This window comes from Nonlabens agnitus, assembly GCF_002994045.1.
GTDB lineage: Bacteria > Bacteroidota > Bacteroidia > Flavobacteriales > Flavobacteriaceae > Nonlabens > Nonlabens agnitus.
On the sequence record NZ_MQUC01000003.1, the window covers coordinates 2892633 to 2912743 of the forward strand.

The window sequence follows — 20111 nt, forward strand, 5'->3', positions numbered from 1 at the left end:
ATGGCGACACACAAAATACATGCTTTATACAACGACGATGACGTTTTGTTGCGTGCTGTAAAGCAAATTAGAGAACAACATTATCACATAGAAGAGGTTTTTTGCCCTTTTCCCGTACATGGTCTAGAAAAAGCCATGGGACTTGCAGACACTCGTTTAGCTATCAACGCATTTCTTTATGGAATCGTGGGTCTTGCGGTAGCAACCGTGATGATGAACTATATAATGATTGAAGACTGGCCTCAAAACATAGGTGGAAAACCTAGTTTTTCCTATTTGGAAAACATGCCAGCCTTTGTGCCTATCATGTTTGAATTGACGGTATTTTTTGCTGCACACCTTATGGTAATTACTTTTTACCTGCGCAGTAGGTTGTGGCCATTCAAAAAGGCAGAGAATCCAGATGTAAGAACTACAGACGATCACTTCTTGATGGAACTGGATGCACATGGTGAGGACATTGATTCCATTACTAAGTTTTTATATGATACAGGTGCTGTAGAACTTGTACTAATTGACAAAGAAAATCACTGATGAATAAGATATCAAACACATTTCTGATTGCCATTTTGGCTCTGGTGCTTGTTTCCTGTGGAGACAGTAGCACTAAGGAAGTGAGTCCTAAATCTGACCGTAGCGTTCAGTACTTTCCTAACATGTATGAATCTGTAGGTTATGAGACTTATCAGGAAGGCGACATTTTCCCAGGAGATGTCGAGGCTCAAAAGCCAGTAGAAGGAACGGTTTCCAGAGGCTGGATGCCTTATGATTATGAAGATGATAATGATGGTTACGCTTCCGCGAAAGCGAACTTAAAAAATCCAGTACCATTAACTGAAGCTCATTTGACGAACGGGCAAGCCCTTTACAGTATATACTGCGCGATTTGTCATGGTTCAAAAGGAGATGGTCAAGGTCATTTAGTAACTACAGAGAAGATTTTAGGTGTCCCTAGTTATGATGCTCGTGAGATTACGGAAGGGTCCATCTATCACGTCATGTATTACGGTATCAACTATATGGGATCTTATGCTTCTCAAACCAGTATTGAAGAGCGTTGGGAAATTACTCATTATGTGGAAGCCTTAAGAGCAGACCTTATGGGTGTTGCTCGCAAACCTGTCTTAACCGAAGACGGTAAGATGGTAGCACCTGAAACTCCAGCCGCGCAAGAAGAAACAGATTCACTTTCTACACAAAACACTGATAAGGATTCTGAAATCGAAGCAGATGTGCCGCCTACAACTGGTAGTGCGAACGCTCAAAGTGATAATATGAACCAAGGCCAGTAAAAGGATTCAAGAAGATATTATATATGTATACTCTTACAACTAAATTAAAAGTATTTGCCATAATCCTAATGGTTGTTGGCGCTGTGTTTACAGCTATTGGCTTTCTTGCTGTTCCCGCAGATGAGGCAGCTGTAGAAGAAATGCTTGCTAAAGAAGAAGCAGCTCACAGCGGTGCTCATGGTGAAACACATCAAGTCGGTGAAGATCATTCTGGATCCACACACGAAGGTGCAGCTGGTGATCATGCTATGGAGTCTCATGATACGGAAGACATGCACATGGAAACGGGTTATGTTACGGATAACGACGTTGCTCATGCTGACGACGCTCATTCCACGACACCACACGAAGCTGAAGATCACGCTGGTTCTCATGCAGAGCATGTTTATCACCAGTTGGTCAATCGTCCATGGTCTGCGGTATATGTAGCTTGTTTCTTTTTCTTTATGATTGGTTTGGGTGTTTTAGCATTCTACGCCATCCAGAAAGTATCACAAGCAGGTTGGTCTCCGGTACTATTTAGAGTGATGGAAGGAATCAGCAGTTACATACTGCCTGGTGGTATCCTTATGTTCTTATTGTTACTCGTAACAGGCCTAGGCTTGAACCATATTTTTACTTGGATGACTCCAGGAATTGATGATCCAACGAGTGAAGCCTATGATCATATCGTAGCCGGAAAGACTGGATTTTTAAATGTTCCATTCTGGTTGATCCGTGCTGGTATCTTTTTGGTAGGTTGGAATATCTATAGAATGAACATTCGCAAGTTCAGTTTAAAACAAGACGAGAGCCCAGAAGGTAACGTTTGGTACAAGAAGGCATTTAAGCACAGTGCTATGTTTTTAGTATTCTTTATTGTTACGGAATCTATCATGGCTTGGGATTGGATCCTTAGTTTTGATCCACACTGGTTCTCTACATTATTTGGATGGTATGTTCTAGCAAGCATGTTGGTTTCTGCTATAACGGTCATCGCTTTAGTAACTATATTTCTTAAAGGAAAAGGTTACTTGGAGTTCGTTAATGATTCCCACATCCATGACCTTGCAAAGTTCATGTTTGGTTTCAGTATTTTCTGGACTTACCTGTGGTTTTCACAGTTCATGTTGATCTGGTACTCTAATATTCCAGAAGAGGTAACATACTTTGTTACACGTATCAACGACTATAACATTTTGTTCTTTGGAATGGTTGCAATTAACTTCCTTTTCCCGTTATTAATTCTGATGAATTCCGACTTTAAACGTGTGAATTGGTTTGTTGTAACGGCTGGTATTTTCATCCTTATAGGTCACTATCTTGACATTTACGTGATGGTGATGCCAGGTACTGTAGGAGCATCTTGGTTTATTGGTTTCCCAGAGATAGGAGCATTTATGTTTTTTGCAGGTCTATTCTTGCTATACGTTTTCAATACCATGACTAAGGCACCGCTATTGGCTAAAGGAGATCCTTTCCTAGGTGAGAGCAAACATTTTCATTATTAAAATTTCATAGAAAAAAACTGTAATGACAGCATTTCTAATCATATTAATTGCAGCACTTCTTGCCGTTTCGATCTGGCAAATATCCAAGATTGTTAAACTAGGTAAGGCTCCAGATCCTGATACGGATCAGAGCGAAGTTGCTAACGACAATGACAACAAGCGTAACGGGCAAGGAATGCTCTTATTCGTAATCGCCATGTACATCATGATGATAGCTTGTTTCATAGGGTATCAAGACTATTTTTTACCAGATGCTGGATCTGAGCACGGTGCAGAATATGACAACTTACTGTTACTAACAACAGTGGTTATCATGATTGTACAGTTCTTGACTCAAGCATTGTTACACTGGTTCTCCTATAAATATCACGGAAAGAAAGGTCAACGTGCCTTATTCTATGCTGATAATGATCGTCTGGAGTTTATTTGGACGGCAATACCAGTTGTAGTGTTAGCTGGATTGATTTTATGGGGATTGTTCTCATGGAATGATATCATGGATGCTAATACAGATGATGATCCTTTGATCGTTGAAGTATATGCCTATCAATTTGGTTGGAGAGTTCGTTATAGCGGCGCTGATAATACCTTGGGAGATGCTAACGTCCGTTTCATTGAAGGTACTAACCTTGTTGGTATAGACCCAACGGATGCAGATGGTATGGATGACGCGCTTGCACAAGAATTGCACTTGCCAGTAAATAGACCTGTGTTGTTTAAATTCCGTTCTCAGGACGTGTTGCACTCTGCATATATGCCACACTTTAGAGCACAGATGAACGTAGTTCCTGGAATGGTCACGCAATTCAAATTCACGCCAACAGTAACTTCTGAAGATTATAGGTCTACAGAATTTATGACTGAAAAAGTTCGTAAGATTAATGAGATACGACGACAAAAAAGCAAGGAGCTTTTAGCCGCAGGAGATGTTGGTTTAGATCCTTATGAATTTGAATACTATTTGCTTTGTAATAAGATCTGTGGAAAATCCCACTACAATATGCAAGCAAAAATAGTTGTAGAGACTGAAGAAGAATTTAATGAGTGGCTAGCTGCTCAGGAAACATTTGAACAAACGTTAGCGAAAGCTGAAAATTAGTATTTATGGGACAAGCTGTTGCAGTTGCACATGATGACCACGGACATGACGATGGGCATCACCACCACAAAGAAACCTTTGTAACTAAATATATTTTTTCTCAGGATCATAAGATGATTGCAAAGCAATATCTTATTACTGGGTTAATCATGGGTGTTATTGGTATTGCCATGTCTCTTTTAATGAGAATGCAAATTGCCAATCCCGAAGAGCCAAACGTAATCTTTGAAGCTCTACTTGGGAAATGGGCTCCAGATGGGGTTATGGATCCAGGTATTTATCTCGCACTGGTTACCATTCATGGTACCATTATGGTATTCTTTGTACTTACTGCTGGTTTGAGTGGTACGTTCTCTAACTTTTTGATTCCATTACAGATCGGTGCTCGAGATATGGCATCTGGATTCTTAAACATGGTATCTTATTGGTTGTTCTTCCTTTCCTCCGCTATAATGATTGGTTCATTATTCGTTGAGTTAGGTCCTGCAGCTGCTGGTTGGACTATTTATCCGCCGCTTAGTGCATTGCCAGAGGCTATGCCAGGCTCTGCGATGGGTATGACCTTGTGGCTGGTATCCATGGCGATTTTTATTGCCTCATCGTTATTAGGTTCTTTGAACTATGTAGTAACAGTAATCAATTTAAGAACCAAAGGAATGTCAATGACGAGATTGCCATTGACCATCTGGGCGTTTTTCGTTACTGCAATTATTGGTATTGTTTCGTTCCCAGTACTGTTCGCTGCAGCTTTGTTGCTGATTATGGATAGAAGTTTCGGAACTTCCTTCTTCTTATCCGACATCTATATCCAAGGTGAAGTTTTAGCAAACCAAGGTGGTTCTCCAGTATTGTTTGAACACTTATTCTGGTTCTTGGGTCACCCAGAAGTTTACATTGTATTGCTACCTGCATTAGGGATCACATCTGAAATTATTGCTACCAATTCTCGTAAACCGATCTTCGGTTATCGTGCCATGGTTGCATCCATTCTTGCGATCGCATTCTTATCTACAATTGTTTGGGGTCACCACATGTTTATTTCTGGTATGAATCCTTTCTTAGGATCTGTATTTACTTTCACAACTTTATTGATTGCGATACCATCCGCAGTTAAAGCATTTAATTATATCACCACGTTGTGGAAAGGTAATCTCCAGATGAATCCAGCGATGCTGTTCTCTATAGGACTAGTATCAACATTTATTACAGGTGGACTTACAGGAATAATATTAGGTGACAGTACACTGGATATCAACGTACACGACACATATTTCGTGGTAGCTCACTTCCACTTGGTAATGGGTATATCTGCACTGTATGGATTATTTGCTGGGGTTTACCATTGGTTCCCTAAAATGTTTAACCGCATGATGGATAAGAATTTAGGTTATGCACACTTTTGGTTAACTGCCATAGGAGCGTACGGTGTATTTTTCCCAATGCACTTTGTAGGAATGGCAGGATTACCTAGACGTTACTATACCAATACAAATTTCCCTTACTTTGATGACTTAGCAGATACTAACTCTTTGATTACTTATTTCGCATTATTCACTGCAGCTGCGCAGTTGTTCTTCGCCTATAATTTCGTTAAGAGTATTTTCTTTGGTAAGAAAGCGCCAGCAAATCCTTGGAAATCCAACACCTTAGAATGGACGACTGGTGACAAGCACATACACGGTAACTGGGCTGGAGCCATACCTCATGTACACAGATGGCCTTATGACTACTCAAAACTTAATGAAGATGATGAGTATGTTATTGCTGGACAGGATTATGTGCCACAGCACATTCCACTACAGCCTAAGGAAGAAGAAATGAATCACTAAGAAATTATAGATCTTAAATACAAAAAGGTGGAGCAAACGCTCCACCTTTTTTGTGTCATATATTGAAATTTGACTTAAGCTCCTCCACGAGCAGGATAACCCTTATCTTCAATAAAATCGATTGCCTTTAAAAGATCATCCAGTTGCGGTCTAGCAAATGGCATGGTTTGCACGGTACTACCATATAACGTTCCGTCTTTTTTGATGAGGAACAGTCCTGGTTCAGAGAACAATTCAGGTTCTTTCTCGCTAATACCTTCAGATAGGTAGAGACCCCATTCTTGGGCTTGTTCTTTCGTTAGATTGTATCCTACAGGAATGCTTTCAATATCCCATTCATCACCCGTTTTTTTGGCGCGCTCTTCAGTGTCCATGCTTATCGCGATAACATTCACGCCTCGATCTACAAAATCTGTCAATTTATCTTTCAAAGATTCCAATTGCTTTTTGCAAACTGGGCAGTGATAGCCACGATAAAATAAGATCAAAGTATACTTTTCTGGGTTCTGCTTTGCCATAGACCATTGGGTATCGTTTATGAGATCGAGTTCTAGATGCGGTACTTTTTCAGTAGGTTTCATATTTTTATTTTCAATATAGCGCTGCCTTTTCCTTTTTCTACTAAATTCAAGCTAATTGATAAAATGTTGAGAATAGTTACGCTTTCGCGAAAGCAAAAACACGACTAACAATTTCACTATCGACTATCTTTGAAACTATGAATGAGCACCTAGACGCAAGCGGCGATAATTTTTCTAATGAAGAGCACGACATAGAACGTGCTTTAAGGCCGTTATCATTTGACGATTTTGCTGGTCAGGACCAAATATTGGAGAACCTAAAAATATTTGTCCAGGCGGCAAATCAACGAGGTGATGCTTTAGACCACACTCTTTTTCATGGTCCTCCAGGATTGGGAAAAACCACACTGGCGCATATTCTCGCTGCAGAATTAGGCGTAGGCATCAAAGTGACTTCTGGACCTGTGCTAGATAAACCAGGTGATCTCGCTGGATTGTTGACCAATCTTGACGAGCGCGATGTACTTTTTATAGATGAGATCCATAGGCTTAGTCCTATTGTAGAAGAATATCTTTACAGCGCGATGGAAGACTATAAGATCGACATCATGATCGAGACTGGTCCCAATGCACGCACGGTACAGATCAATCTTGCACCTTTCACCCTTATTGGAGCGACCACCCGTAGCGGTTTGCTTACGGCACCCATGCGAGCCAGATTTGGGATTTCATCAAGATTACAATATTATACTACAGAACTTTTATCCACCATCGTCGAGCGTAGTAGCGAGATCCTACAGGTACAAATTGATCAGGAAGCTGCCATTGAAATTGCGGGACGCAGTCGTGGTACACCGCGTATTGCAAATGCTTTGCTTAGAAGAGTTCGTGATTTTGCTCAAATAAAAGGAACTGGAAATATCGATCTGGACATTTCCAGATATTCGCTTAAAGCATTGAACGTAGATGCACACGGTCTGGATGAAATGGACAATAAGATATTGACAACCATCATCGATAAATTTAAAGGTGGACCTGTAGGTATCACCACGCTTTCCACAGCTGTCTCAGAAAGTGCGGAAACCATCGAGGAAGTTTACGAGCCATTTTTGATTCAGCAAGGTTTTATTATCAGGACTCCTCGTGGCCGTGAAGTGACAGAGCATGCCTACAAACATCTAGGCAGAACGCCTAATGCAAGAATGGGTGGCCTTTTCGACCAATAGCCTATGCGATCTATTGAAAAAGTACCCACGTTACGGTTTTTGTCAAAAACCAGGCAGATTTATAAAGATCCGCTGCCTTTTCATAGGGAGAATTTCCAGAGGTACGGCAATACATTTAAGATAAGTCCTAAGCCTGGCTTGACCATCCACTTTACTTGCGATACAGAGCTTTCAAAGCATATCCTGCAAACCAATCAGCGCAATTACAACAAGTCCAGCTTACAAACAGATGACCTTGGTAAATACATAGGTCACGGATTATTAACTGAAAACGGCGAGAAATGGCGTGCCAACCGTAAACTGGTCCAGCCGGCATTTTACAAGAAACAAATTGCCACACTCATGGATTCCATGGATCAGGTGATTCAAAAAGAGCTGTCCAGGATTGCTCTGGATAAACCCGTTGATATTCATGAAATATTCAGTGATCTAGCTTTTAAAGTAGTCGCGCGTAGCCTGTTCTATCTGGAAGATATGGATGAACGCATCGCACGCTTGCAATATATTACCGAGACGGCTCAAAAAATGTTGATCAAAGAACTACGTGTGCCGTGGATGCTTTGGTACTTCAATAGTAAATGGCTTTCAGGAACCTCGAGCATTCCCTATCACATGGAATTGATAGAAGAGGCACGATCCATTTTGCAGGAAATCATCAACCAGCGCAGGACAGAGAAAAAGGAATACGGCGATCTACTGGACATGCTGTTGCAATCCACCTATGAAGATGGATCCCACATGACCGACCCACAATTGATAGACGAGATCCTTGTGCTTTTTATCGCAGGCCATGAAACCACGGCAAACGCATTGACTTTTGCGACGCAATTGCTCGCACATCATCCAGATAAGGCTGCCGTTGCTAGAACCGAAATTGACCAACTGGAAAGCGATGACCTCATGGTCCAGATGAAGGAACTGGAATACACACGACAAGTCCTTGAAGAAACCATGAGAATGTACCCACCAGCTTATGTGACAGATCGCGTGGCGGTAGAAGACGATTTTTGCGGTGATATCTCGTTACCTGCTGGCAGCATCTGGCTCATCAGTTTTTATGAGATGCATCGCCGTCAGGATTTATGGGAGCAGCCAGAAACCTTCCTGCCAGAACGCTTTAATGCCGAAATCAAAAAGCAATGGAACGACCAATACTTTCCATTTGGCGCTGGGCCACGCATGTGCATAGGTAATAATTTTGCGATGTACGAGATGGCTTTGGTCATCAAGAATATCCTGAAAAACTATGATCTCAAGCCTATTGGCGAGACCATCGAGTACCATCCGTTGATCACTTTACGACCCAAAAACGCCCTTGTCACCTTCACTGTTAGAGCTTAGCGAATTGCTAGTTCAAATGTTTGCCAGGAAAATGAATGTGTAAATGAGTTCGCTTTCGCGAAAGCGAATTCTTTATAAACTACTCATTTCTTACCTATATATGCGGTTTTGATAAAACAGGTTGAGCCCTATAATCGCTACCTTTGTCACAGCCTAAAAAGCAACCTATGAGCAGCAAACCTAGCAGAAGAAGAGAAGCACTGGTTTATCACGCCAAACCTACACCTGGAAAAATCAAGGTAGTACCTACCAAAAAATATAGCAGTCAGCGAGATTTGTCGCTGGCCTACAGTCCTGGTGTTGCAGAGCCTTGTCTGGAAATTGTCAAGGATAAAGCAAACGTCTATAAATACACTACTAAAGGGAATTTAGTGGCCGTGATCAGTAACGGTACCGCTGTTTTGGGCTTGGGCGACATAGGTCCTGAGGCCAGTAAACCCGTCATGGAAGGAAAAGGACTGCTGTTTAAAATCTTTGCAGACCTTGATTGTTTTGACATTGAGGTAGATACCAAAGACGTAGAAGAGTTTATCGCGACGGTCAAAAATATCGCACCTACTTTTGGTGGGATCAATTTGGAAGACATCAAAGCTCCAGAGGCTTTTGAAATTGAGCGCAGACTCAAGGAAGAACTGGACATACCGGTCATGCATGATGACCAGCACGGTACGGCAATTATTTCCAGTGCAGCGCTATTGAACGCCCTAGAACTCGCCGAAAAAAACATTGAAGACGTCAAGATTATCGTTTCTGGTGCTGGAAGTGCAGCGATTTCCTGTACATCACTTTACGTGAAACTAGGAGCGAGGTTGGAGAACATCATGATGTTTGATATAGATGGTTTGATCACAAAATCACGCACAGATCTAGGGGCGATGCAAATGCAGTTTGCCACCAGTCGCGAGGCGATGTCTTTAGAAGAGGCTATGGTAGGTGCAGACGTCTTTTTGGGACTTTCTGCAGGTAATATTGTATCGCAAAAGATGGTGCAATCCATGAGCGATAACCCCATTGTTTTTGCGATGGCAAACCCAACGCCAGAAATTGATTATGATCTAGCCATGGCGGCTCGTGAAGATATCATTATGGCTACAGGTCGCAGCGATCATCCTAACCAGGTGAATAATGTATTGGGTTTCCCATTTATTTTTAGGGGTGCGATGGACGTTCGCGCCACAAAAATCAATGAAGAAATGAAGCTGGCGGCGACTTATGCACTGGCTAACCTTGCCAAAGAAGCCGTACCAGAGCAAGTAAATATTGCCTATGGAGAGTTGAAGCTCAACTTTGGCCGTGATTACATTATCCCTAAGCCATTCGATCCACGATTGATATCTACCATACCACCAGCAGTCGCTAGAGCGGCAATGGAATCTGGAGTGGCTCAAGAGCCTATTACAGATTGGGAAAAATACGAGGAGCAATTGCTTAGCCGTATGGGATCTGACAATAAGCTCGTAAGATTATTGCTTAATCGTGCCAGAACAAATCCAAAAAGAATTGTTTTTGCCGAAGCAGATAATGTTGACGTTCTCAAAGCAGCACAAATCGTGTTGGAAGAAGGTATAGGAACACCTATACTTTTAGGAAGAAAAGATGTCATTGAAGAGATGATGGCAGATCTGGATTTTGATCAGCCGTGTTTGATTATTGATCCTAAAACCGATGAGGAGTCTGCGAGACGTGATCGATATGCTCATGAATTCTGGAAACTGCGCCAGCGTAAAGGAGTTACCGAATTTGATGCAGGCAAAACCATACGACAGCGCAATTATTTTGCAGCTATGATGGTTAAGGTAGGAGATGCAGATGCATTAATCACTGGTGTGGCACAATCGTATCCGCGATCTGTGCGACCCATGATGGAAATTATTGGAATGGCTCCTGGTGTGGATAAAATCGCTACGACAAACCTGATGATCACAGATCGTGGGCCGTTGTTCATTTCTGACACTTCCATCAATATAGATCCTGACGCTATTGAGTTGGCCAAAATTGCTCAAATGACTGGCAGGACTGCAGCCATGTTTGGTATTGATCCTGTAATGGCCATGATCTCTTATGCTAACTTTGGATCGAGCAAACACCCTAATGCTTCAAAGGTGACCGACGCCGTGAAATACCTGCATCAATATTATCCAAGTTTAGTGGTAGATGGAGAGATCCAGACGGACTTTGCCTTAAATGCCGATATGCTCCAGCAAAAGTTTCCTTTCTCAAAACTGGCAGGAAAAAAAGTCAACACGCTTATTTTTCCTAACCTTGAAAGCAGTAACTCCACCTACAAATTGTTGAAAGAATTGCGTGGCATTGACTCCATAGGACCTATCATGATGGGTATGCAAAAACCTTGTCATATACTACAATTGGGTGCTAGTGTTGATGAAATCGTCAACATGTCCGCTGTGGCCGTGATCGATGCACAACAAAAGGAAAAAAGAGCAGCAGAACTTTCTAAAAGCGGGAAGACGGCATAGTCATACCATCTTCTCATGGACCACAAGGATGCCGGTAGATATTATCGGCATCCTTGTATTTATTTTGTTACATTTGATCGATTGCTAATATCCTGTTAAATGATAGCCCAATTGCAAGGCCAGCTGGTCGAGAAAAATCTTACTGATGTCATTATAGACTGTGCAGGCGTAGGTTATTTTGTAGAGATATCGCTTCATACCTATTCTTTAATTCCAGATGGTGACCTTGTCAAGCTATACACCTATATGCTGGTGCGGGAAGATGCGCACCGACTTTTTGGTTTTATGGAAAAAAGTGAGCGGGAAGTTTTCAAACTGCTCATCTCAGTTTCTGGAATAGGGGCAAACACGGCGCGTACCATGTTGTCCAGTCTAGATCCATCCCAGATCGCACAAGCTATTGCAAATGGTGACGTTAGAACCATCCAAAGTGTCAAGGGAATAGGAGCAAAAACGGCGCAACGTGTCATTCTGGACCTGCGCGACAAAATTCTTCAAGTACTGGAAGATCCACAGATTTCTGTATTGCCGAGCAATAGGGGCCGCGAAGAGGCGTTATCTGCATTGGAAACCCTAGGTTATCTGCGCAAACAAGCTCAAAAGGTGGTCGATAAGATCCTTTCCAGCAATCCAGATGCCAGCACAGAACAACTCATTAAGGAAGCACTTAAACAATTATAGGATTTGAGATACGTATATATTAACCTGATACGCAAGTATTTATATGTCGTAATGTGTTTCATTGTTTTCGCTTTCGCGAAAGCGCAACAACCCACAACCACTCCTGCAGATACCACAGCATCTCAAATACAGTTAGGAAGAATCAACTTGCCTGATCCTCCTAGCATCACCTCGCTGTACATCTATGATGCAGATCTGGATCGGTATATTTTTAACCAGCGTTTTGGAGAATATCGTATCGATTACCCATTCACGTTGACCCGTGAGGAATATCAAAAAATCGTGATCAAGGAACAGATGCGTTCCTACTTTAGAGAGAAATCAAAACTTCTTGCCGGTAAAACTGAAGCAGACAAGGAGAAGCAAAAGAATTTGTTGCCTAATTTCTATGTGGATTCTGATCTTTTTGAGAGCATCTTTGGCGGTACGGAGATCAGTATTATTCCGCAGGGAAATGTGGCGATCGACCTGGGCGTGCTGTATAACAAGACAGATAACCCTAGTTTCTCTCCTAGAAATAGGCAAAACGTCACTTTTGATTTTAACCAGCGAATTAACCTAAGTCTTTCGGGAACCGTTGGAACCCGACTGAATGTGAACGCCAATTATGACACGCAAGGTTCCTTTGATTTCCAAAATCAAATAAAACTGGACTACACGCCTACTGAGGATGATATCCTTCAAGGTATCGAAGTAGGTAATGTGAGCATGCCGCTCAATTCCCAGTTGATACGTGGTGCTCAAAGTCTTTTTGGTGTGAAGGCAGATTTGCAATTTGGTAAAACACGCATCACAACCGTCTTTTCAGAACAGCAATCAGAATCCCGTACAGTGCAGGCTGCTGGTGGAGCCACCGTCAACGATTTTGACTTTTTCTCGCTGGACTATGACGAGAACAGACACTTCTTTTTAGCGCATTATTTTAGAGATACCTACGATCAATCGCTGATCAACTATCCCTTTATCAATAACAACATACAGATCACAAGAGCTGAAGTTTGGATCACTAATCGTGGCAATCGTACAGAAGACGTTCGTAATCTTGTGGCGATCCAGGATCTTGGAGAATCAGATCCTACCAATATAGGTCTGGACCAGCAGCCACCAGGATTTCTCAATGTTCCTGCTGGTAGTTTCCCTAGCAATGGGAATAATGACTTTAATCCAATCGCAATTAATTCTGGCGGTGAGACTGTTCTTAATCGTCAAATAAGAGATATCGCAACTGTAGAGCAAGGTTTTGGAAGTGTGCAGGTGAATGAAGGCTTTGATTATGTTACTCTTGAAAATGCTCGCCAGCTTAATCCCAATGAATATAAACTCAATACACAGTTGGGTTACATTTCTTTGAACCAACGACTGAGTAATGATGAAATCGTAGCCGTAGCATTTCAATACACGGTAGGCGGTCAGGTATTTCAAGTAGGTGAATTTGCCAATGATGGTGTCAACGCCACAGAGGTCAACCAGAATCCAGCTGCAAATGAGCAAGCGGTAACCAATCAAAATCTCGTCGTCAAGTTATTGAAAGGTAATCTTACTAATGTATCAGAACCTATTTGGGATTTGATGATGAAGAATATTTACAACTTAGGAGGTTCTAGATTATCTCAGGAAGATTTCAAACTTAATATATTTTATCAATTCCCACCAGAATTAAATTACATCACTCCAGCAGAAGGTACATTGGCAAATCCTGCAGTGCCACTGCCTGATGATGTGGAAGAGACGACCCTGATACGTGTATTTAATCTGGACCGTTTGAATAAGCAAAACGACCCGCAACCAGAAGGTGATGGATTCTTTGATTATGTTGAAGGACTCACCATTGATTCTGAAACAGGCCGAATCATCTTTACCAGCGTAGAACCTTTTGGAGAATACCTCTTTAATAAGCTGGACAATACGCCCAATGGAGGTCCCGAAGTGTATAATAATCCAGATACGTACAATGCGAACCAAGCGAAATATGTTTATAGAGACATGTATCGTACTACCAAGGCACAGGCACTACAAACGGCCGAAAAGAATAAATATCTCATCAAGGGTGAATACAAAGCGACAGGTCAGCAGGGAATTCCCATAGGTGGTTTCAATATACCACGAGGCTCGGTTACGGTGACCGCTGGTGGTCGAACGCTACAAGAAGGTATTGATTATACAGTGGATTATGCGCGAGGCAGCGTTATCATTCTAGATCAAGCGCTCTTGAACTCAAATACTCCTATACAGGTTTCTACCGAAAATAACTCAACGTTTAACCAGCAAACCAAAAGATTTACTGGTATCAATGTAGAGCATACTTTCAATGAAAACTTTATCGTAGGTGGAACATTTTTGAACCTTAAAGAGCGACCTATTACCCAAAAGTCTAACTACGGTACCGAGCCTATCAACAATACGATCATAGGTGCCAATTTTCTTTATAATACAGAAGTTCCGTTTTTGACAAGGTTGGCCAACAAGTTACCCAATATCGATACGGATGTCATCTCCAATTTATCCATTAGAGGTGAAGCTGCGTATTTATTTCCGGGATCACCAGACAGTGATAATTTTGATGGTAGAGCCGCAGCCTATGTGGATGATTTTGAAGGATCTCAAACATCCATAAATATCTTATCTCCATTAGCTTGGAACCTAGCGAGTACACCAGTAGCCTTTGAAGGAGCAGGATCACCTTCCAACCCGTTGGCCTACAATTATTCTCGTGGTCGACTGGCTTGGTATACTATTGACCCTATATTTTATGGTAATCAACGTCCTGATGAGATAACCGATGCAGATGTTTCTGACTACCGTACAAGACGCGTGTTTATAGATGAGATTTTCCCACAGGTAGATATTCAGCAAGGACAGACTCAAGTGATCAATACCTTGGACTTATCTTTCTATCCGGATGAACGAGGATCCTACAATTACAACCCTGCAGCAGCTGGAACCGATATTCTTCCTAATCCAGCAGACAGTTGGGGCGGAATCACACGCAGTTTCTTAAGTACAGATTTTGAGGCTACTAATGTGGAGTACATCCAGTTTTGGGTCATGGATCCATTCATGTATGATCAAACAAATGATGGTGGAACGATCTCCATCAACTTGGGAAGTATCTCTGAAGATATTTTAAAGGATAACCGTAAACAATATGAAAACGGGTTGCCAGAAGATGGCGGCACTGATTTGACGGTTTCAACGGCTTTTGGAAAAGTTCCCTTGAACCAATCACTGATTTATGCTTTTGATACAGAAGGTCAGGAACGTATCAATCAAGATATTGGTCTCGATGGATTTAGCGATGCCGAAGAAATTGCAAATTTCCCTCAATTTGGTCCGGACCCTGCGGCAGATAACTATGAATATTTCATCGCTGCAGATGGAAATATCTTGGAGCGCTACAAACGATACAACAATACTGAAGGAAACTCACCTACAGATGTCACCCAAACAGACCGTGGATCTACCACTCAACCAGATGTGGAAGACATCAACCGTGACAACACGATGAATACCATCGACAGTTACTTTGAGTACGAGATTGAGATCGCACCAGGCAGAATGCAAGTAGGTACTAATCCTTATGTATCAGACTCAAGGCTTGTCACATCAACCTTGCCTAACGGTTCTACAATCGATACTAGATGGGTTCAATTTAGAGTGCCATTGAATGATCCTACTCGTGAATCCATTGGAGAAATAGCAGATTTCAGGGCGATTCGTTTTATGAGAATGTACCTGTCAGACTTTGAGGTAGATACTTTTTTGAGGTTTGGAGCGATGGATTTAGTTCGTGGTGATTATCGTAGATATACGGCTTCACTAGACCCTAATGATCCTAACGTTGATAATGATCAGACCTCGTTTGAAGTTCAAGCCGTCAACATTGAGAATAACGATAGAAGAGAACCTATTCCTTATGTATTGCCGCCAGGTGTGATCAGAGAAGAATTGAGAACTCAAAACCAAAACATTCGCCAGAATGAGCAGTCACTAGCTCTTTTAGTGGAAGATCTAGAGGCTTTTGATAGAAGAGCCGTTTTCAAAAACATTAGAATTGACATGAGGCAGTACGAAAATCTTGAGATGTTCGTACATGCAGAATCTATGGTGGACAAGCAGCCGCTTCTTGATGGTGAACTGGAAGCCTTTATACGTATAGGTGTTGACTTTACTGAAAATTACTACGAGATACGACTACCCTTAACGCCTACACCATTCAATAGTACTAGTCCAGAAGAGATCTGGCCTGCCGCAAACCGGTTTGACATCGATCTTTCATTGTTGCAGGAGATTAAGTCTAGAGTATTGAGTGATCCTGCTTTGATCAATAGTGAGGTAAACTTCTTTAATCAGGCAGATCTTGATCCAGATTCTGCAGGTGAACCCAACCAGCAGATCTATGGTATTAAAGGAAATCCTAATTATGGAGATGTGCGAGCGGTGATGTTGGGTGTGCGCAACAATGTCAAAAGCTCCATTAGTGGTGAGGTATGGTTTAATGAATTGCGCCTATCTGGACTTCAAAACCAAGGTGGTTATGCGGCCATTCTAAATCTGGATGCAAACATGGCAGATTTTGCCACGGTAAGTGCCAACGGTAGACGCAGTACTATAGGTTTTGGATCCATTGAACAAGGTCCCAATGAGCGCAGTCGTGAAGATGTGACCCAGTATGATGTCACTACAAGTCTAAGTCTAGGACAGTTGTTCCCGCAAAAATGGGGATTGAACTTGCCGTTCTCCTATCGCATAGAAGAAGAAACGGTGACACCTCAATTTGATCCTCAGTTTGAAGATATTGAGTTGGATACAAGACTGGCAAATGCTACCAGCGACCAGGAACGTGAGGCGATTAGAAATCAGTCAGAAGATTATACAAAGAGACAAAGCGTCAACCTTATAGGTGTCAGTAAGGCCAGAACAGGCGACAGCAAGCCTATGCCTTATGATATAGAAAACTTTGTGTTCTCTGGATCATACAATCAGACTGACCAGCGCAATTTTGAAATCGAAGAGTTCAAGGATCAATCCGTGAATGTGAATGCTACTTATAACTACGCATTTCCTGAGTTGAAATTTGAGCCACTCGTAAAGGCAGACACTACATTCTCAGGTGATTATTTCAAATTCCTTAGGGATTTCAACGTCAACCTGTTGCCTAATGTGTTTACTGCCAGCGGTACCGTACGTCGTCAATTCAACACACAAACCTTCAGGGATTTACAGTTGGATACCAACCCAGTAGATCTAGATGGTGATGGTATCCCAGATGCGCAAAACATCGCTCTGGCACCATTGACCAATCGTAATTTTACACTGGCCAATCAATATGCCATCACTTGGGACCTTACCAATTCCTTGAACTTGAACCTGACGGCTAACAATGATCGCATCATACGTAGTTACATCAATACAGAGGACAACACCATTGACGAGAGCTATACCTTGTGGACTAATTTCTTGGATGAAGGTATACCAGACTCGCACACCAGACAGTTTAGAGCGACTTATGAGGTGCCCTTCGAGAAGTTTCCTTTTCTCGCTTTCGCGAAAGCGACATACACTTATACTGCAGATTTCAACTGGCAGCGTAACTCACAACAATTTGCACAGCTAGACGGCATTCCCAACTTAGGAAACAGCGTCCAGAACGCTAATACGCACCGTATCAATGGTAATTTGGATTTGGGTAAATTGTATTCCTACGTAGGACTGGAGAAGAAGAAATTTGGCGCCGCAGCGCGTAAAGAAGCACAGCAACGCACGGCAAGTAGATCTCGCAATCGACTGCCTACAGCCAGACAGGAAAAAGGTGAAGAGCAAGAAAAAACTGAAGAGATCAAAATCCCAAAGAAGAATTTTGCCAACCAAGCATACAACACGCTGATAGGGATCGCAACATCCGTAAAACGTGCGACCATTAATTATGAAGAAGGTAACGGTATTTTCTTGCCAGGATATACACCTAGCGTCGGATTTATTGGGACTTTAAGGCCTAGTACAGGATTTACCTTTGGTAGTCAGGCCGAAATTAGGGATCTCGCCGCTAGACGTGGATGGTTGACGTTGTACCAAGACTTCAACGAGCAATATGCAGAAATCGAGCGACGTAAACTGAACGTGAACTTTAGTGTGGATTTGTTGCCAGACCTTAAGATCGACATCGTTTCCAACAGACAGTACCAAGAGACTTTTAATGAAAATTATAGAGTAGATCCAGATGATCTGACGTATCAATCATTAACGCCACAAACCTTTGGTAACTTCAGTATTTCAACACTTATGTTAGGGACGGCTTTTTCTAAAAGTAGTATCGAGGATTCCCAGACTTTTGACCAGTTTAGAGACAATAGATTGCAGGTGGCAAACAGGCTTGCAAGAGAATTTTACGGGACTGATAATTTCTCACGTGATGGCGATGGTTTCCCTAACGGGTTTAGCCGCAATAGTCAAAACGTATTGTTGCCATCATTTTTAGCGGCCTATGAAGGTCGTGATGTCAACGACCAGGATGATAATGCCTTTAAGGATATCCCATTGCCTAACTGGGATATCAAATACACAGGTCTCATGAAGTTGGCCTGGTTTAGAAAAACCTTCAAGCGCTTTAGCCTACAACATGGTTACCGTTCTGATTATACCATCAACAGGTTCCAGACTAATTTGAATTTTTCTGCAGGAAACGGTGTTTTAGAATATGAGCAGCAAAATCAGCAGGTATTGAATCAAAACGGAGATTATAAGCCTGCCAATTTGTATTACAACATCAATTTAACCGAAAGTTTTAGTCCGTTGATCAAGGTAGATTTTGAAATGAGAAACTCGCTGTCCATAGCAGCCGAGTGGAGAAAAGATCGAGCGATATCCTTGAGCTTTGACAACAACTTATTGACGGAGATAAGCGGTAATGAACTTGTTGTGGGTGTAGGATACCGGGTCAAAGACGTGCCATTTAGAACGAGTGTAGGTGGTCGCAGTAGGGTTATCAAAAGCGACCTCAACCTACAGTTGGATGGACGCGTCAGGGATAATATCACGATCATAAGATATTTGGATCTGGAAAACAGTCAAGCAACAGCTGGACAAACCATTTATGGCGCTAAATTCACGGCAGAGTATGCCTTTAGTAGAGCATTTCAAGCGCTCTTTTACTACGATCACACGTTTTCTGAATTTGCTATTTCTACAGCATTCCCGCAAACCACCATTAGAAGTGGTATCACCCTTCAATATACTTTTGGGAATTAAGAGGTACAGCGCCTAAATAACGTTATACTTTTTTACTTTTGTCTCATACAAATTATACTATGAATATTCCAGCAGAATTAAAATACACAAAGGATCACGAGTGGGTCAAAATAGATGGTGATATCGCAACGGTAGGTATTACGGACTTCGCTCAAGGCGAGTTGGGTGATATCGTTTATGTAGAGGTAGAAACTATAGATGAAACTCTTGAACAAGAAGAAGTATTCGGTACGGTAGAAGCCGTAAAAACTGTTTCTGATCTTTTCTTGCCGCTGTCTGGGGAAATTCTGGAATTCAATGAGAAACTAGAAGATGAACCAGAATTGGTGAATTCTGATCCTTATGGAGATGGCTGGATGATCAAAATGAAAATTTCAGATGATTCCCAACTGTCTAGTTTGCTAAGCGCAGACGCGTATAAGGAATTAGTCGGGTAGATGCAAAAGCTTCTCTACTGGATAGCACCATTCTATACGGCGTTGATTGCCTACGGTTCTCTGTCCAGTAGTACAGTTCCTTCTATTGATGTTGAAAATATTGATAAAGCGTATCATGCCGGCGCCTATTTTTTGATGATGGTGGTGTGGTATTTGTTTTTTTACCATAGATATTTAGAGCGTCAGGTTCATTTTGAATACAATCTGGGTATGATTCTGTCGCAATGGTCAAGAACAATTGCTGTGGCAGCTTCTATTTTTTCCTTAGTTATAGGTGGTCTTTTAGAGTTGGGTCAGGGATTTATTTCGCAAAATAGAACAATGGACGGCTATGATATGCTAGCAAATGGGACTGGCATTATAATTGCAGTTTTGATAATGCGGGTTATATCTTTAATGAAGAGTCCTAGATAAAGCTTCATTTGCTTTTATTTGAAATAGTATTTATATATTTTTAGCCTTTAATTTTTATC

At 41.8% G+C, this 20111-nt stretch carries 13 protein-coding genes; 12 read left to right on the forward strand and 1 reads right to left on the reverse strand.

Annotation, left to right across the window (positions count from 1 at the left end; all coding sequences use genetic code 11):
* Genes BST86_RS13325 through BST86_RS13345 form a run of 5 tightly spaced genes read left to right on the forward strand, consistent with a single transcriptional unit; the run spans nt 1 to nt 5710 of the window.
* Complete coding sequence (locus BST86_RS13325) at nt 1-534, forward strand: DUF3341 domain-containing protein (protein ID WP_105983672.1); 534 nt, start codon at nt 1-3, stop codon at nt 532-534.
* A complete protein-coding gene (locus BST86_RS13330; RefSeq protein ID WP_172443355.1) occupies nt 534-1292 on the forward strand; it encodes a c-type cytochrome in 759 nt (252 codons plus the stop codon). The genes BST86_RS13325 and BST86_RS13330 overlap by 1 nt, the downstream gene beginning before the upstream one ends.
* A 23-nt stretch (nt 1293-1315) precedes the next feature.
* Nucleotides 1316-2782 carry a quinol:cytochrome C oxidoreductase gene (locus BST86_RS13335; RefSeq protein ID WP_105983673.1) on the forward strand — a complete coding sequence of 489 codons (1467 nt, stop codon included), beginning with the start codon at nt 1316-1318 and terminating at the stop codon, nt 2780-2782.
* Between the two features lie 22 nt (nt 2783-2804).
* Entirely contained in the window at nt 2805-3881 is a 1077-nt protein-coding gene (locus BST86_RS13340) for a cytochrome c oxidase subunit II (protein ID WP_105983674.1), read from the forward strand.
* A 5-nt stretch (nt 3882-3886) separates the two neighbouring features.
* Complete coding sequence (locus tag BST86_RS13345) at nt 3887-5710, forward strand: cytochrome c oxidase subunit I (RefSeq protein WP_105983675.1); 1824 nt, start codon at nt 3887-3889, stop codon at nt 5708-5710.
* A 74-nt stretch (nt 5711-5784) separates the two neighbouring features.
* On the opposite strand, the gene BST86_RS13350 is transcribed toward BST86_RS13345, so the two are convergent.
* Nucleotides 5785-6291, reverse strand: coding sequence for a peroxiredoxin-like family protein (locus BST86_RS13350; protein ID WP_105983676.1), 507 nt, complete (start codon nt 6289-6291; stop codon nt 5785-5787).
* Between the two features lie 137 nt (nt 6292-6428).
* On the opposite strand from BST86_RS13350, the gene ruvB reads away from it, so the two are divergent.
* The 7 genes from ruvB (at nt 6429) to BST86_RS13385 (ending at nt 20052) form a co-directional block, all read left to right on the forward strand.
* Complete coding sequence (gene ruvB / locus BST86_RS13355; RefSeq protein ID WP_055411719.1) at nt 6429-7457, forward strand: Holliday junction branch migration DNA helicase RuvB; 1029 nt, start codon at nt 6429-6431, stop codon at nt 7455-7457.
* Between the two features lie 3 nt (nt 7458-7460).
* A complete protein-coding gene (locus BST86_RS13360) occupies nt 7461-8798 on the forward strand; it encodes a cytochrome P450 (RefSeq protein ID WP_105983677.1) in 1338 nt (445 codons plus the stop codon).
* Between the two features lie 167 nt (nt 8799-8965).
* On the forward strand, nt 8966-11275 hold the full coding sequence (locus BST86_RS13365) for an NADP-dependent malic enzyme (RefSeq protein WP_105983678.1): 2310 nt from the start codon (nt 8966-8968) through the stop codon (nt 11273-11275).
* A 99-nt stretch (nt 11276-11374) separates the two neighbouring features.
* The gene (ruvA, locus tag BST86_RS13370; protein ID WP_105983679.1) at nt 11375-11956 is read left to right on the forward strand and encodes a Holliday junction branch migration protein RuvA; all 582 of its coding nucleotides are present in this window, start codon (nt 11375-11377) and stop codon (nt 11954-11956) included.
* Nucleotides 11957-12007: 51 nt separating this feature from the next.
* On the forward strand, nt 12008-19201 hold the full coding sequence (gene sov, locus BST86_RS13375; protein ID WP_197709252.1) for a T9SS outer membrane translocon Sov/SprA: 7194 nt from the start codon (nt 12008-12010) through the stop codon (nt 19199-19201).
* Between the two features lie 59 nt (nt 19202-19260).
* Complete coding sequence (gcvH, locus tag BST86_RS13380; protein ID WP_055411724.1) at nt 19261-19638, forward strand: glycine cleavage system protein GcvH; 378 nt, start codon at nt 19261-19263, stop codon at nt 19636-19638.
* Nucleotides 19639-20052 (forward strand): VanZ family protein, encoded by a 414-nt coding sequence (locus BST86_RS13385; RefSeq protein WP_105983681.1) that lies wholly within the window; start codon nt 19639-19641, stop codon nt 20050-20052.
* Nucleotides 20053-20111 lie beyond the last annotated feature (59 nt).